We start from the raw sequence: 15,456 nt of genomic DNA, 5'->3' as shown, positions 1-15,456 counted from the left end.
ATTACAAAGAAAATAAAAAATACTTCATGAGACGGACAACTATAGCAAAATACAGCATATAATCCATACTATCTATGTTTACAAATAAGTGATCATTATTTTAGTAGGAGGAAGATAAATATGGCGGGTACTACGCTTGTTTTAAAAGAAGAAAATTTGGTCGTTCTAGAAAATGTTGAAAAATCAGTATATGAAGAGTTACAGCATAAAACCGGAGAAGAAAATTGCACATGTGCTGTGAATGAATCAGTTGTTCACCTTGGCAAAGTATCCTCTGTACTTTGGAATGAAGATGAAATAGATTGGGAGTACGGATATTAAAAAGTCGCTTACAGCGGCTTTTTTTCTATTATCCCTCTCTTTCTACATAACATATACGCAAGCGAAATCATAGAAAATATGTTAAAATGAACTTAATTTTCAAACGGAAGAAAGGGAGATACAATGGAACAATTCATTAACCCTAGAGTGAAGGACATCCAAATTTCTGGAATCCGTCAATTCTCTAACATGATTCAAAACTATGATAATCTTATCTCTTTAACAATTGGACAACCCGATTTCCCTACGCCTTCTCTCGTAAAAGAAGCGGCAAAACGGGCTATTACAGAAAATTATACAAGCTATACACATAACGCCGGTTTACTAGAATTACGCAAGGCAGCTTGTAACTTTGTAAAAGATAACTACGATTTACAGTATTCACCTGAAAACGAAACCATCGTTACAATCGGTGCTAGTGAAGCAATTGATATTGCATTCCGAACGATTTTAGAGCCAGGAACAGAAGTTATTTTACCTGCCCCTATTTATCCAGGATACGAACCAATTATTCGATTATGCGGTGCTACACCTATTTTTATCGATGTTCGTGAAACTGGCTTCCGTTTAACAGCCGAAGCGCTAGAAAATGCTATTACAGAAAAAACAAGATGCGTCGTACTGCCATATCCTTCTAATCCAACTGGTGTAACTTTATCAAAAGAAGAATTACAGGATATTGTAACTGTTTTAAAAGATAAAAATATTTTCGTCCTTTCTGATGAAATTTATAGCGAACTTGTATATGAACAAAAGCATACATCTATCGCTCATTTCCCAGAAATGCGTGAAAAGACTATCGTCATTAACGGTTTATCAAAATCTCATTCTATGACTGGCTGGCGTATCGGTCTATTATTCGCACCAAGCTATTTAGCAGGACATATATTAAAAGTTCATCAATACAACGTAACGTGCGCTACTTCAATCGCTCAGTACGCTGCAATTGAAGCATTAACAGCGGCTAAAGACGCACCAAAAATGATGCGCCACCAATACAAGAAACGTCGTGATTACGTATATAATAGACTCATTCAAATGGGCTTAACAGTCGAAAAACCAACAGGTGCATTTTACTTATTCCCATATGTTGGTCATTTAACATCTTCTTCATTTGATTTTGCACTTGACCTTGTCAAAGAAGCTGGACTAGCTGTCGTTCCTGGAACAGCATTTTCTGAATATGGTGAAGGCTATCTTCGCTTGTCCTATGCGTATAGTATTGAAACTTTAAAAGAAGGCTGTGATCGATTAGAGGTCTTTCTACAACAAAAAGCTAAGAGTTAAACTCTTAGCTTTTTTTATGCATAATGATCGCAAGTTTGGCGCTTTAGTAATTTATGAGGAATAATAATACACTTTGCAGTAGACTCTGCATTCTCTACTTTATCCACTAAAGCTTTTGCTGCCTCATATCCTAGTTGATAAATATTCACATCAACTGTCGAAAGTGGCGGACTCGCAATTTCTGATAATAAAGCATTGTTAAAGCTTATAATGGAAACATCCTTTGGTACAACGAATCCTTTTTTAGAAAGAGCACTTAACACACCAAGTCCAATTAAATCATCCGTTGCCACAATTGCTGTCGGTGGTTGCTGTAGTCCCATTAACTCCTCAACGGCTTGTTGACCACTTTCCCTCGAAAAATCAAAATGTAAAATATACTCTTTTGGTAATACAATGTCCGCTAATTTTAAAGCATCACTCATACCAGCTAAACGATCTCTCGTTACAAGTAAATCGGATCCACCGCCGATGAACGCGATTTGTTTATGACCTAATGAAATCAAATATTCTGCTACTTCTCTTGCAGCTGTATAATTGTCATTATCTACATATGTAATTTCATCTTTTCGATCATACGGTTTCCCAATTAAAACAAACGGGAAATTTTGTTTATGCAAATATTGAATAATCCGATCATTCTCTCTTGAATATAAAAGAATAATGCCACCAATTTGGCGCCCCTGTACCATCTTTACAACACCATTAAAAATTTCATCTTCCGTTTCACCTGTCGACATATAAAGCGCATACCCTTCTACATGTGCAAATGAACTAATCCCTCTTATAACTTCTGGGAAAAACGGATTTTGAAAAGCTTTACTTGCAGAACTTGGCATAACAAGACCAAGTGTTTTTGTTGTTTGGTTAGCTAGATTTCTTGCGTTTAAATTGGGATGATACCCTAGTTCACTCATTACTTTCCGAACACGACGCTTTGTTTTTTCACTTATACTTGGATTATCAGCAATTACACGAGAAACGGTAGATGGTGCTACATTTGCCTTCTTCGCCACATCTTTAATTGTAACTGTCATAAAAATCCCCCTCCTCTCACTTCTCTGCCATTTTGTTATATATTTTAATCTTGCACCCGTTGCAAGTAATAGGAGAAGTCATAAACTTTCATTGATTCTATCTTCTAATACCTATCATATTCTCCCTCTCCATGTATTGTAAGGGATATAGCTCTTTTTTCCTATACTATAATATACTATTTATTTCACTTCTTTTCATATGTGATGTCAAATCTCTTTTCATCTCCCTATAAATTTTTTTATAGGGAGATGAAAAGAAAAATGGGACGTAACGTCCCATTTTTCATCCTTTCGTACCTCCAGCAGTTAAACCAGAGATAAAGTATTTTTGTAGTGATAGGAATAAAATTGAAATTGGGATTGCAATCAATACTGAACCCGCTGCGAACGTTGTAAATTCATTACCAAATTTCTTCGCTACCATTTCATATAACCCAACTGCTAACGTATAATTTTCTGGTGTGCGCAAAATAACACTCGCTAAAATGAAATCTGTAAATGGACCGATGAAAGTGAATAACGCCACAACCGCTACGATTGGCTTTGCAAGTGGCATAATGATTTGCCAAAAAATACGGAAATGTCCTGCCCCATCCATACGAGCTGACTCATCCAATTCTTTCGGAATCGTATCAAAATATCCTTTCATAAGCCATGTATTCATTGGAATTGCCCCGCCTACATAAATTAAAATTAATGCAAGGTGCGTATCGATTAACCCTGTTAACTGTGCTAATACGTATAGAGCGATTAGCGCCGCAAAGTTCGGAATCATTTGCAGAATTAAAAATGTTAATAAACCATTTTTTCTTCCAACAAAACGGTATCTTGAAAATGCATAAGCAGTAAAACTAATTGCTAACACTGAGAAAATCATCGTTATAACACTTACTTTTAATGTGTTTTTATACCATAGTAAATAATTACTATTCTCTAAATCTAATAACTTACGATAATGATCTAACGTTGCATTTTGCGGAATAATACTTGATCCAGATAAACTATCACCCGGATTAAACGATGAGCCAATAATCCATAATAATGGATAGAAAATGATGGCACACATTACGAAAATAACGAGATAACTTAATGAGAGACGTAACATCTTTTGTCTTTTAATATTCATTTACATCATATCCTCTTCTTGGAATGATTTTGTTCTCTTAAATTGCCATAACGCAACTGTAATAACGATTAACGATAAGATCATTGTAAGAGCTGCCGCTTTCCCATACTGCGCCGAAGTCATCGTTAACTTATAAATCCATGAAATTAAAATATCTGTTCCACCTGCGTCTTGTCCAGCTACAGCAGGACCTCCGCCGTTAAATAGATAGATGATACTAAAGTTATTAAAGTTAAACGTATATTGCGTAATTAATATTGGTGCTGTTGCATATAGAACAAGTGGCAATGTAATTTTACGAAACTGCTGCCAAGCTGTAGCTCCATCTACTGTAGCAGCTTCATATAACTCCCCTGGAATCGATTGCAGTATGCCTGTTGTCATTGCAAAGACGAACGGGAATCCAAGCCATGTTTGAATCATAATTAAAGCGATTTTTGCCCAAAATGGATCTGTCATCCAAGCAATCTTTTCGATTCCAAATAAAGCTAATACTTGATTGTTAATTGCTCCAAATGTCTCATTAAACATACCAGAGAAAACAAGAATAGATACGAATGCTGGAACCGCCCACGGTAAAATGAAGATTGTTCGAATAATTGCCTTCCCTTTAATACCAGGCTGATTTACGATAATCGCTAAGAAAATACCAAGCGCAACTTGTAACGTCGTTGCAACGAATGTCCAAATGACAGTCCAAGAAAATACGCTTAAAAATGTCTCTCTCCACATCGGTAATGTAAAGATATCAATAAAGTTTTTGAAGCCCACCCAATCTACTAATTTAGCTGGAGGAGAGTGGTATAAATCATAATTCGTAAATCCAATTAAAATTACGAAGATGATTGGAAATACAACTACAAAGATAAGTAATAGAAAACCTGGTGAAACCATTAAATATGGAAAACCTTGATCTAGTAAATTACGGTATTGCTCTTTTACAGAGTTTAAAGGTGTTCCTATATCACGTTTCTTCCCGTTTTGGTATGCATCATATAAATTAAATGCATATATTCCGAGTCCAAAAACGATGACGATGAGTGCCAAGATTCCTTCTACTAATAGAAAGACAGAATGATCACGTGGAACTTCTGTACCTAGCGTTACAATTCCCCATAATCCCATATTTAATAAATCAGCAAAGGCTACAATAAATGAACCTGTTAATACTAGAAAAATAAGACCTTTTACAAATTGCTTATTATACATTTGGCCCACGCCTGGAATGATAGATAACATGGTTGCCATTTTCCTATGCTTTGAACCGTTTAAACCGTTTGCTGGTTCCATAGATGTTTGCATGTTCCTTCCCCCTTTTTTCTGGGAGAGAATTCATGCCCCTCATATGAGAGGCACGAATTTCACCTTATTTTTTCTTACTATGATTTGCCTCAATATTACCTTTAATTTGCTTCACTGCATTGTCAAGTGCTGCTTTTGGTGCCTCTTTTTCCGTAACAACTAATTGAAGCGCATCTCCTGCTGGTTTCCATACTTCTTGCATTTCTGGAATGTTCGGCATTGGAATTCCATTTTCAGATTGTGTTGCAACTGCTTTTGCAGCTTCATTATCTTTAATGATTGGATCTTCCATTACTGCTTTTACTGGAGGAATTTCTTTTGTTTTCTCAAATCGAATTTTTGCGTTCTTTTCATTTGTTACCCATTCAGTGAACTTTGTAGCTAAATCATTTTGTTTCGAGAAACTTGTTACATGCCACCCTTTAACCCCAACAAATGTTTTCATTGGTTGACCGTTTGGTAATTTCGGCATTGGAGCAACGCCATAATCAATTCCGTTCTTTTCCATTGCTTGGAACGCCCATGGACCATTCATGATAGATGCTGCTTTTCCTTCGTTAAATAGTCCATCAGCAGCAGGTCCACCAGATTCACCGATAATACCTTTCGGGAATAACTTTTCTTTGTACCATTTTTGAAGATATTCAGCACCTTGTACTGCCCCACTATTATTTAATCCAACATCACTTGCATTTGGCTTTCCATCTTTTTCACCAAACACATAACCACCCATACCTGCCATGAATGCATTAGCAAAGTAGAAGTTATCTCCTAATGTTAGAAATCCATACTTGCCATCCTTCGTAAATTCTTTTGAGAAGTTAAACAGCTCGTCCATCGTTTCTGGTGCTTTTGGCATTAATTTTTTATTGTAAATAAAGACTGGTGTCTCAATTGCTTTTGGTAAACCATATAATTTTCCGTTATATGTCTGTGCTTCTATTGATGATTCAGTAAATCTACTCTTCACAGCATCATCAGCTTTCACTTCAGAAAGTAAACCTTCTGTTACTGCGTTTCCAATTTGATCATGTGGCAATGTTACAACATCTGGTCCCGTCCCCGCTGGTCCATCAAGGCGTAACTTCTTCACTTGATCTGTCATTTGCATTTCAACGACTTTTACTTTTACTTTATATTTTTCCTCAAAACTTTTCACTGCTGGTTCTAAACCAACACCTTTTTTATCATCTTCCCAAACGAGAAGATCGTAATCTTTCTTCGCTTTACTTTCTTCTTTCTTCCCTGAATCTTTTGGTCCACATGCAGATAACATACCAATTGATAATGCTGAAACCGTTAATAATGATAATGCTTTCTTCATCCCAAAAACCTCCCTAAATTGTATATGTACCTTACTGATTGAAAACGTTTGCATTAAATGGTTTAATAGAAGCACAAACAATATCTCAATCTATGAAAACGTTTGCGCTATTTGTCTATCATTATACAGTCTTTTATTTATTTTGCAAATATTAATTTTAAAATATTATTACTACACTCTTTATACATTGACTTTATATGAAATGAATACTACTCTTATAAGCAATATTAAAGCTATGCAAAAAGCAATCGTTTGCAACATATACTTTATTATTATACGTAAGGGAACAATATGCATGGAGATATTAAAGGGGGATTTTCTATATGCTTAAAGAAGCTATTTATCATAGGCCAAAAGATAATTACGCATACGCTTACGATGAAAAAACGATTCACATCCGAATACGTACGAAAAGAGAAGATGTTCAAAGCGCCACTCTTATTTACGGTGATCCTTATGAATGGAAAGAAGGGAAATGGATTACATCAAGTACACCGATGAAAAAAACTGGTTCTACTGCATTGTTTGATTATTGGTCCATTTCCATCGAGCCAAAATTTAAGCGATTACGTTATGGATTCGAATTAAAAAATGATACAGAAACGCTTATTTATGCAGAGCGAGGATTTTTTTCCAGTATTCCAAATGATGACGTTGGTAACTTTTTCTGTTTGCCATTTATTCATGCAAATGATGTGTTTCAAGCACCTTCTTGGATTAAAGACACTGTTTGGTATCAAATTTTCCCAGAACGGTTCGCTAACGGAGATCGTGCACTAAATCCAGAAAACACTCTTCCTTGGGGAAGCGCTGAGCCAACTCCAACTAATTTTTTCGGCGGAGATTTTGCTGGTATTATTCAAAACCTCGATTACCTTGTTAAGCTTGGAATTTCGGGAATATACTTCACACCTATTTTCAAAGCACATTCAAACCATAAATATGACACAATTGACTACATGGAAATCGATCCGCAATTCGGGACGAAAGAAACGTTCAAAGAACTCGTTCAAGCATGTCATACACACGGTATAAAAGTAATGCTCGATGCCGTGTTTAATCATAGTGGATACTTTTTCGATAAATTCCAAGACGTACTAGAAAACGGTGAGAAGTCTGCTTATAAAGAGTGGTTCCATATTCATGAATTTCCAATTGTAACGGATCCACTCCCGAATTATGATACTTTCGCGTTTACACCGTATATGCCTAAATTAAATACAGCACACCCAGATGTAAAAGAATACTTACTTGAAGTAGGGCGTTATTGGGTAAGAGAATTCAATATAGACGGTTGGCGCCTTGATGTAGCAAATGAAGTAGACCACAGCTTTTGGAGAGAATTCCGAAGCGAGATAAAGGCATTAAATCCTGAAGTATATATTTTAGGAGAAATTTGGCACGATGCACTTCCATGGCTACAAGGAGATCAATTTGATGCTGTAATGAGCTATCCTGTTACAAACGCTCTACTGTCTTACTTTGCTAATGATTCCATTAAAGCAAATGAATTTATGAAACAAATTACAGAGTCTCTCCATTCCTACTCTATGAATGTAAATGAAGCAGCGTTTCATTTATTAGACAGTCATGATACACCAAGAATATTGACAACATGTAACGGAGATAAAAATAAGTTACAGTTACTTTATGTATTCCATCTTTCCTTCATCGGCTCTCCTTGTATTTATTATGGAGACGAAATTGGTATGGACGGCGGTATGGACCCAGATTGTCGCAAATGTATGGTTTGGGATACGAAAGAACAAGATCATCTATTATTTACACATATACAAACATTAATTTCATTACGAAAGCAATATAAAGCATTTGGAGGACATGGTACTTTCCAATTCATCGAAGCAAATGATGAACATAATTATATTTCTTATACGAAAACATATGAAGATGAAACGATCTTTTTCGTTTTAAATCCGACTAATAGTGATGTTACAGCTTCACTCCCTCTCCATATTACTGGAAAGAAAATCATTAACATTTATACAAACGAAGAATTTTCAGCGGAAGCAAGTGTATTACAAGTTACACTTCCTCCATATGGATTCTCGATCTTAAAATGGTAATAAAAAATCCTTATGCCAAGGTGTGGCATAAGGATTTTTCTTATTTTAATTTAAATACCATCGCTTCATATGGACGTAATACAATGTTATCTATCGATCCACGCTCTACGTCGTAATTGTGTATTAATAACTCTGATTCACTATAACTAATGTCCTTAGGCAATTCAAATACACATTCTTCCGCCGTAAAGTTTGCAATAACAAGAAGTTTTTCTTCTTCATATGTTCTTACGTATGCAAAAATAGAAGGATTATTATCTAATATTAAATCATATGATCCGTACACAACTATTTCATTATTTTTGCGTAGGTCAATTAATTTTTTATAGTAATAAAAAATTGAATCTTTATTTTGGATCGCTTGTTTCACATTGATTTCTTTGTAATTAGGGTTTACCGTAATCCAAGGCTCACCTGTTGTGAATCCAGCATGATCTTTATCATCCCACTGCATCGGTGTTCTAGCATTATCTCGGCCTTTTATATAAATGGACTGCATTACTTTATCTATATCTTCACCGTGCTCTATCACTTTTTCCTTATACATATTTAATGTTTCAATATCTCGATATTCATCAATCGATTCAAATCGAACGTTCGTCATTCCGATTTCTTCTCCTTGATAAATATACGGTGTTCCTTTCATCATATGAAGCACCGTCGCTAACATTTTCGCAGATTCAATGCGATACATTCCATCATTACCAAAACGAGATACAACGCGTGGCTGATCATGGTTATTCCAATACAGGCTATTCCACCCTGTATGCTCTAATGCTTTTTGCCACTTCGTTAAATTCTCTTTTAAAGTAAGGAGTGAGCATGGTTTTACATCCCATTTTCCGCCTTCTCCCGAATCTAAATCCATATGTTCAAATTGGAATACCATCTGCAGTTCTTTTCGTTCTTCCCCAGTATACATTTTCGCTTCTTCTGTCGTTACACCAGGCATTTCACCAACCGTCATAATATCATAATGAGATAATACTTTTTCATTCATTTCATGTAAATATTTATGAATGTTTGGACCATTCATAAAATGCTTATGACCTGAAACATACCCCTCTTCTTCGGTTTCAACAGCTGGTAATCCCTCTTCTTTAGAAATAAAATTAATAACATCCATACGGAAGCCATCAATTCCTTTTTCTAACCAAAACTTCATCATTTCATAAACATCTTGTCTTACCTTTTCATTATCCCAATTTAAATCTGGCTGTTTTTTAGAAAACAGATGTAAATAATATTCATCTGTCATTTCATCATATTTCCATGCAGATCCACTAAAAGCTGCTCCCCAGTTGTTCGGCTCTTTTCCTTCTTTTCCAGGACGCCATATATAGTAATCTCTATATTTATTATCTTTTGATTTACGTGATTCAATAAACCAATTATGTTCATCAGAAGTATGGTTAACAACTAAGTCCATCATAAGTTTCATATTACGTTCATGCATTTCATGTAGTAGCTCATCCCAATCTTCCATTGTTCCGAACTCATTCATAATTTTACAATAATCACTTATATCATAACCATTATCATCATTTGGAGATTCATAGACCGGTGATAACCAAATGACATCAATCCCTAATTCTTTTAAGTAATCTAGCTTTGAAATAATCCCACGAAGATCCCCAATACCATCACCGTTACTATCCATAAAGCTACGAGGATAAATTTGATATACTACACTTTCTTTCCACCACTGTTTTTCCATTATGCTACCCCATTTCATTAATAATTCGATTTTCTCTTTTTTAAGGCGCAAACGTTTTCATTAATGAATGATAACAGATTCTATCTTAATTTAAAATAGCGCTTACAACTTTTATTCTTATTTTTCTAAGAAAACATACGCAAATTACTAATATCCCTCAAATAAATGAAAACGTTTTATTTTTTTGTTTATTTTTTGAATCTATTAGTTTATAATGAACTCAAAGAAAACGTTTGCATAATTTTTTCTAGGGGGCAATACCATGGCAGAATTGAAATTAGAAAACATTTATAAAATATATGATAATAATGTAACAGCTGTAACAGATTTTAATTTACACATTCAAGATAAAGAGTTTATCGTATTTGTCGGTCCTTCTGGATGCGGAAAATCTACAACATTACGAATGGTGGCTGGACTTGAAGATATTTCAAAAGGAGAGTTTTCAATTGATGGTAAGCTAATGAATGATGTCCCTCCAAAAGATCGCGATATCGCAATGGTTTTCCAAAACTATGCTTTATATCCACATATGAGTGTGTATGATAATATGGCATTTGGATTAAAACTTAGAAAAATACCAAAAGATGAAATCGATCGTCGTGTGAAAGATGCAGCAAAAATTTTAGGACTGGAACAATATTTAGATAGAAAACCGAAAGCGTTATCTGGTGGACAACGTCAACGTGTTGCGTTAGGGAGAGCAATTGTTCGAGACGCGAAAGTGTTCTTAATGGATGAGCCTTTATCCAACTTAGACGCTAAATTACGTGTTGCAATGCGCTCAGAAATTTCTAAATTACATCACCGTCTTGGAACGACAACAATTTACGTAACACATGATCAAACAGAAGCAATGACAATGGCTTCACGTCTCGTTGTTATGAAAGACGGAAAGATTCAACAAATCGGAACTCCAAAAGAAGTATATGAAACACCTGAAAATATTTTCGTTGGTGGATTTATTGGCTCTCCAGCAATGAATTTCTTCCGTGGTAAATTGACTGAAACCGATTTCGTTATAGATAATTCATTAAAAGTCAAAGTAACTGAAGGAAAAATGAAGATGTTACGTGAACAAGGCTATGTAAATAAGGAAATTGTTTTAGGTATTCGTCCTGAAGACATTCATGATGAATTGTTATTTTTAGAAGCTTCACAATCTACTGCCTTCACAACAAAAATCGAAGTTGCTGAGTTACTAGGTGCTGAATCTATTTTATATATGAAACTTGGAGATCAAGATTTTGCAGCACGTGTTGATGCAAGACATACATTTTCACCTGGAGATCAAATTAAACTAGCATTTGATATGAATAAAGCACATTTCTTTGATAGTCAAACTGAACAACGTATTCGTTAAAAAATAATTTTCCTCTTTATAACATACAAAAAAACCGTCCACATACTTTGAGGGCGGTTTTCATTATTATACGAGGGCTTCTACTGTATGAAATGATTGTCCTTTCGTGCCAATAATACCGAAAATCGGTAAGTCACTCAGCACCACTTCTTCTTGCTGTTTCATAAAAGATGACGTTAATTGTTTTATCTCTATCCAAACGTCATTAATACAAAGTACATTGGAATCGTTCTCTTGTTGGCGAGAAAAAATAGAATCTATTTTATATAAACCAGCATTTTGAAAAAGCATATCAATGCGACTAAATGCATTCAAAGTAATACTGATAACGCGTTGCCAATCTCCTTGCTTTCCCATATCATAGGATACAAAAAGTGCTTCTCCGCCTAGATTCGTAATTTCCTCCACTGTTGCTTGTCCACTTTCTTGATCAATGTCCGTCACAATTACTTTTGCGCCTTGTTTAGCCAACAAAAGAGCTGTATTACGTCCAATACCGATGCCACCGCCAGTTACGATAGCAACTTTTCCTGCAAGCTTCATTTTCATTACCCCTTCTATAAGTCTTACCGTCATTCAGTATACTCCTTTATGAGATTAGTCTGCAAGCAAGAAAAGTTGCTTATTAATTTGTAAGCGATTACTTTTTTACTCCTTCTTTTTTCTTACTATTACGCTGATCGAAAACTAAACCGATGAAAATTAAAATCCCCCAAAAGATTACGCTACCCCCAGTCATTTCAATTTCCCCCTTATTATATAAAGATATTATTTTAATCATTATAACATTTTCTTAATTTTCAATCTATTAAAATCAAAAATGATATGGATTAACTTTTTCTTATTATATATCCTTTAAAATATATTTATATAATAAAAAAAGACCTTCTTATTTTATGTATAAAAAGGTCTCTGTTTTATTATACAAGACTTATCACTTTTGTTTTTGTAATTAAATCTTGAAAACCACTATTATCTTTGCGGAATAACATCATATATACGTTACATAATATCGGAATTCCAAGTAGCAATATGTTCGGTAATAACAATACAAAAAATCTTATAATTAATGTTTGTAATGTTAACTTTTCACTCTTCAATGAAATTAATTTTATTCTCGTTACCTTTTTACCAAGTGTAACACCGTTCCAAATAAAGGGTACCAAAATAAAATATATCGTCATTAATATAAAAACTACTGCGAGATCATATCTATAATCACCAAAACTAATATTAAAGCGATTAAAAATAGCACTATAATTTCCGGTCATAATAGCTACTACTGCACCATACATAACCGAGATTAAAAACATGTCAATTAGGGAAGCACCTATGCGATTCATTACAAGCGCTGGACGATGCATCTTTAACTTCATTTTATGTCGACTCCTTTATATCCTTCTTTACCCGTCTCATCGTACCACTTCTAAAAAACATTGTAAACTAGCGTTTCTCTTACTTTTCTTGTACAATGTGTTACAACAGCATTGTAAAGGAGGTTCCCATATTGAAAAAATGGATAATCCTATTCGTCGCATTCCTATTAGCCGGTTGTGCTGGAAATACAAATCATATAACTTATACGATTAACGATGAATACGAACTCATACGTACTTCTGGAAATGCATTTGAACTTTTCCCATCGCAAGATGCTGTATATGCCACACAATACATTCCTGCAAAAATTACAGACATAGCTTGGGATGATAAATACATTATTGCAAAACAAATTGAGGAAAAGTCAGATCCGAATAACCCTGACGGAGCAATTGCAAATAAAAAAAGTGAGCATTATTGGATTATTGACGTAAAGCATAATAAACGTTTTGGTCCTTATAATGAAAAGCAATTTAATGAACAAAAAGATGCGTTTAAAATTAAGGTACCTTTTCAAAATGTAGATTCATACATAAAAGAAAAGAAAAAACAGTCAGCATAATATTTTTAACGCTGACTGTTTTTTCTTTTATGTTTTTAAAAATCCCCTACTCAGAAAGTGAGATATTAAAAGTTTGTGCCTCTTTTACAACATCTTGCGTTTCTGTATCTGCTGCGACTACATTATCTGTTGTAAACTTAATATCCTTTACCTTTTCTTTTCCATCATCAAGTATTAAGCCGATAATACCATCTCTTGTTTCACCAGGCTTATAGTCTTCCCTTGATACATTTTTTGTACCAACGAGCGTATCTTCATCATATAAAAAGTTTTGAGTTGCTACTTTAAAATGTTGCTTATCATTAATCGTAACATCATTCATAGAGAAAAATTGCATATTTTTATTCCCGCTATTTTCCACCTTATATGTAATTTCAACGTAACGAATCGTATCACTAATCTCTGTACCACTTATCGATGCATATAACTCCGCATCTTCTTGACTTACTTTATCTCCTAATCTACGCTTTACTTCTTCAGGAGTTAATGCCGTAAATACTTTTAATGCATTTTTTGCATCTTTACTCATCTGCGATAAAGAGATTACTTTTACATCTTGTATGTGAATTTTCATTGGTGCTACTTCAAATGTTTGATTTACAGATTGAATCTGTTCTAACTTAAAAGTACCCCACCCTGTTTCTTTCACTTTTTGTCCTACTTTTATCAGCTCACGCCCGCCATATTCTTTTGTTTCAGGAATAGATTCTTTCTTCTTCGGTTCAACTTTCTTTTCTTCTTGATGGAAGCAACCACTTAACATAAGAAGAAAACTACATAAAACAAAAATATTTTTCCATGCTTTCATCATATAATTTCTCCTAACACTATCATTCATTAATATAAATTAGTCCTTTTCTTTGTAGACTATAGAAACAATGAGAAGTCCACAAAACGAACTTGTCAGTCCAGATACTATTATACCTCCTATTTGGAAAATATGAAAATAGGGATCTACAAACGCGTGAACGATAAATACTAGAGCTGCGACAATGATTGCCGAAACCCAATACTTCCTTTTTTCTGAATCTATCATAATATCTTTCCCTGTTTCATCTTTATACTTCCATAATACGTATAATAGTAATAAGAAACCAACACATGTACTCCCGTGTTGCATATATTTATACACCGGGATACTATGTAATTCCCTTTGTAACAATGGTATTTCCATAACGAAGTAGCCTGTCTTATGAGTAAACGCATCCCAAACGACATGCGTGAGCATACCGAATAAAGCAGAATAGCAAAATACAAAGAAATCCTTCCATGTATGAAGCCCCCACCTCTTATCTACTGCATATGTATAGTAGCCTGCAAATGGTTTAGGTAAATGTGCTATAAACGGCTTTTTTAAAATGTAATGATACATATATGCGAACAGAAATACAAGTGGTAAATTCAAATGTAAGAATCCAAGCCATGTATGCCCAATAACACCATACGGTCTGAAGTATAAAAAATATTCAAAATCAGGCGCCATACTCCCTAATATAAGAGCCGTTACTGAAATATATTTGGACTGCTTTTTCACAAAAGGAAGGACTGCTGCTGGATGCGCAAATGTAAACGGCATGTTTTAACTCCTTTTCATATCTTCAATAGAATACCATCTATCATAACGAGAGAATTGATCTTGATGCAATGTTTATTTTCACATTGGAATATGATAGTTTACATGTTATAATCCACATAAAATATTCAGAAAATAAGGAGAGGTTCACGTGTCATTAACACTTGCCTTTTTTCTGTGGAAGTACTTAAAAATTATAAAATATATGCCTGCTCTCGTTGGTTTTATAAGCGTTCTTTTTATTTTCATATGGAAGAGAATGACTTTAGGCTGGGAAGGTATTGGCTTTGACGCACTTCAATATACAATACTATTTGCAAGCTGTCTTACCCTTGTATTTGCTGCTTTTTTAGAATCAAAATCCGTTATGAATTGAGGTTTAT

16 protein-coding genes are annotated in these 15,456 nt (G+C 34.5%); 6 read left to right on the top strand and 10 right to left on the bottom strand.

The window, feature by feature from the left end; genetic code table 11:
* The first annotated feature begins 120 nt into the window (after positions 1-120).
* Both ACUN0F_RS12975 and ACUN0F_RS12970 read left to right on the top strand, forming a co-directional pair.
* Positions 121-321 carry a hypothetical protein gene (locus tag ACUN0F_RS12975; RefSeq protein WP_000929285.1) on the top strand — a complete coding sequence of 67 codons (201 nt, stop codon included), beginning with the start codon at positions 121-123 and terminating at the stop codon, positions 319-321.
* Between the two features lie 123 nt (positions 322-444).
* Positions 445-1,608 carry an aminotransferase A gene (locus ACUN0F_RS12970; protein ID WP_000434596.1) on the top strand — a complete coding sequence of 388 codons (1,164 nt, stop codon included), beginning with the start codon at positions 445-447 and terminating at the stop codon, positions 1,606-1,608.
* Positions 1,609-1,622: 14 nt separating this feature from the next.
* Here ACUN0F_RS12970 and malR read toward each other — a convergent pair whose 3' ends face one another.
* From malR to ACUN0F_RS12950, 4 genes are all read right to left on the bottom strand, one after another.
* Positions 1,623-2,645 carry a maltose operon transcriptional repressor MalR gene (gene malR, locus ACUN0F_RS12965; RefSeq protein WP_000219036.1) on the bottom strand — a complete coding sequence of 341 codons (1,023 nt, stop codon included), beginning with the start codon at positions 2,643-2,645 and terminating at the stop codon, positions 1,623-1,625.
* 283 nt (positions 2,646-2,928) lie between these two features.
* Entirely contained in the window at positions 2,929-3,771 is an 843-nt protein-coding gene (gene malD / locus ACUN0F_RS12960; RefSeq protein ID WP_001022607.1) for a maltosaccharide ABC transporter permease MalD, read from the bottom strand.
* Positions 3,772-5,073, bottom strand: coding sequence for a maltosaccharide ABC transporter permease MalC (malC, locus tag ACUN0F_RS12955; protein WP_001194989.1), 1,302 nt, complete (start codon positions 5,071-5,073; stop codon positions 3,772-3,774).
* A 64-nt stretch (positions 5,074-5,137) separates the two neighbouring features.
* Positions 5,138-6,397, bottom strand: a complete 1,260-nt coding sequence (locus ACUN0F_RS12950; protein WP_445539552.1) for an extracellular solute-binding protein — start codon at positions 6,395-6,397, stop codon at positions 5,138-5,140.
* A gap of 323 nt (positions 6,398-6,720) precedes the next feature.
* On the opposite strand from ACUN0F_RS12950, the gene ACUN0F_RS12945 reads away from it, so the two are divergent.
* The gene (locus ACUN0F_RS12945) at positions 6,721-8,481 is read left to right on the top strand and encodes an alpha-glycosidase (protein WP_254979581.1); all 1,761 of its coding nucleotides are present in this window, start codon (positions 6,721-6,723) and stop codon (positions 8,479-8,481) included.
* Positions 8,482-8,521: 40 nt separating this feature from the next.
* Here ACUN0F_RS12945 and malL read toward each other — a convergent pair whose 3' ends face one another.
* On the bottom strand, positions 8,522-10,198 hold the full coding sequence (gene malL, locus ACUN0F_RS12940) for an oligo-1,6-glucosidase (protein ID WP_264460862.1): 1,677 nt from the start codon (positions 10,196-10,198) through the stop codon (positions 8,522-8,524).
* 262 nt (positions 10,199-10,460) lie between these two features.
* Between malL and ACUN0F_RS12935 the strand changes: the two genes are divergently transcribed.
* Positions 10,461-11,561, top strand: coding sequence for an ABC transporter ATP-binding protein (locus tag ACUN0F_RS12935; RefSeq protein ID WP_000818929.1), 1,101 nt, complete (start codon positions 10,461-10,463; stop codon positions 11,559-11,561).
* 66 nt (positions 11,562-11,627) lie between these two features.
* On the opposite strand, the gene ACUN0F_RS12930 is transcribed toward ACUN0F_RS12935, so the two are convergent.
* The 3 genes from ACUN0F_RS12930 to ACUN0F_RS12920 all read right to left on the bottom strand — a co-directional run bounded on the left by ACUN0F_RS12930 (position 11,628) and on the right by ACUN0F_RS12920 (position 12,937).
* Positions 11,628-12,137, bottom strand: a complete 510-nt coding sequence (locus ACUN0F_RS12930) for an SDR family NAD(P)-dependent oxidoreductase (RefSeq protein WP_000218424.1) — start codon at positions 12,135-12,137, stop codon at positions 11,628-11,630.
* A gap of 64 nt (positions 12,138-12,201) precedes the next feature.
* Positions 12,202-12,300, bottom strand: coding sequence for a hypothetical protein (locus tag ACUN0F_RS12925; RefSeq protein WP_000145657.1), 99 nt, complete (start codon positions 12,298-12,300; stop codon positions 12,202-12,204).
* Between the two features lie 181 nt (positions 12,301-12,481).
* A complete protein-coding gene (locus tag ACUN0F_RS12920; RefSeq protein WP_445539551.1) occupies positions 12,482-12,937 on the bottom strand; it encodes an RDD family protein in 456 nt (151 codons plus the stop codon).
* A 131-nt stretch (positions 12,938-13,068) separates the two neighbouring features.
* Between ACUN0F_RS12920 and ACUN0F_RS12915 the strand changes: the two genes are divergently transcribed.
* Positions 13,069-13,500, top strand: a complete 432-nt coding sequence (locus tag ACUN0F_RS12915; protein WP_000758773.1) for a DUF3997 domain-containing protein — start codon at positions 13,069-13,071, stop codon at positions 13,498-13,500.
* A 46-nt stretch (positions 13,501-13,546) separates the two neighbouring features.
* On the opposite strand, the gene ACUN0F_RS12910 is transcribed toward ACUN0F_RS12915, so the two are convergent.
* Entirely contained in the window at positions 13,547-14,311 is a 765-nt protein-coding gene (locus ACUN0F_RS12910) for a hypothetical protein (protein ID WP_000973878.1), read from the bottom strand.
* Positions 14,312-14,347: 36 nt separating this feature from the next.
* The gene (locus ACUN0F_RS12905; RefSeq protein ID WP_445539550.1) at positions 14,348-15,076 is read right to left on the bottom strand and encodes a DUF4184 family protein; all 729 of its coding nucleotides are present in this window, start codon (positions 15,074-15,076) and stop codon (positions 14,348-14,350) included.
* Between the two features lie 148 nt (positions 15,077-15,224).
* Between ACUN0F_RS12905 and ACUN0F_RS12900 the strand changes: the two genes are divergently transcribed.
* Positions 15,225-15,449, top strand: a complete 225-nt coding sequence (locus tag ACUN0F_RS12900) for a hypothetical protein (protein ID WP_445539549.1) — start codon at positions 15,225-15,227, stop codon at positions 15,447-15,449.
* Positions 15,450-15,456 lie beyond the last annotated feature (7 nt).

The sequence above is a fragment of the Bacillus sp. 1A genome (genome assembly GCF_052682215.1).
Note: the sequence above shows the minus strand (reverse complement) of the source record. Positions and strands in the feature narration are given on the sequence as shown.

Excerpts from the sequence above, each read along its gene's own strand:
- ACUN0F_RS12950 (WP_445539552.1), bottom strand. The coding sequence starts at position 6,397 with ATGAAGAAAGCATTATCATTATTAACGGTTTCAGCATTATCAATTGGT.
- ACUN0F_RS12920 (WP_445539551.1), bottom strand. The coding sequence starts at position 12,937 with ATGAAGTTAAAGATGCATCGTCCAGCGCTTGTAATGAATCGCATAGGT.
- ACUN0F_RS12910 (WP_000973878.1), bottom strand. The coding sequence starts at position 14,311 with ATGATGAAAGCATGGAAAAATATTTTTGTTTTATGTAGTTTTCTTCTT.
- ACUN0F_RS12935 (WP_000818929.1), top strand. The coding sequence starts at position 10,461 with ATGGCAGAATTGAAATTAGAAAACATTTATAAAATATATGATAATAAT.
- malR (WP_000219036.1), bottom strand. The coding sequence starts at position 2,645 with ATGACAGTTACAATTAAAGATGTGGCGAAGAAGGCAAATGTAGCACCA.
- ACUN0F_RS12905 (WP_445539550.1), bottom strand. The coding sequence starts at position 15,076 with ATGCCGTTTACATTTGCGCATCCAGCAGCAGTCCTTCCTTTTGTGAAA.
- ACUN0F_RS12975 (WP_000929285.1), top strand. The coding sequence starts at position 121 with ATGGCGGGTACTACGCTTGTTTTAAAAGAAGAAAATTTGGTCGTTCTA.
- ACUN0F_RS12925 (WP_000145657.1), bottom strand. The coding sequence starts at position 12,300 with ATGACTGGGGGTAGCGTAATCTTTTGGGGGATTTTAATTTTCATCGGT.
- malL (WP_264460862.1), bottom strand. The coding sequence starts at position 10,198 with ATGGAAAAACAGTGGTGGAAAGAAAGTGTAGTATATCAAATTTATCCT.
- malC (WP_001194989.1), bottom strand. The coding sequence starts at position 5,073 with ATGCAAACATCTATGGAACCAGCAAACGGTTTAAACGGTTCAAAGCAT.
- ACUN0F_RS12930 (WP_000218424.1), bottom strand. The coding sequence starts at position 12,137 with ATGACGGTAAGACTTATAGAAGGGGTAATGAAAATGAAGCTTGCAGGA.
- ACUN0F_RS12945 (WP_254979581.1), top strand. The coding sequence starts at position 6,721 with ATGCTTAAAGAAGCTATTTATCATAGGCCAAAAGATAATTACGCATAC.
- ACUN0F_RS12970 (WP_000434596.1), top strand. The coding sequence starts at position 445 with ATGGAACAATTCATTAACCCTAGAGTGAAGGACATCCAAATTTCTGGA.
- malD (WP_001022607.1), bottom strand. The coding sequence starts at position 3,771 with ATGAATATTAAAAGACAAAAGATGTTACGTCTCTCATTAAGTTATCTC.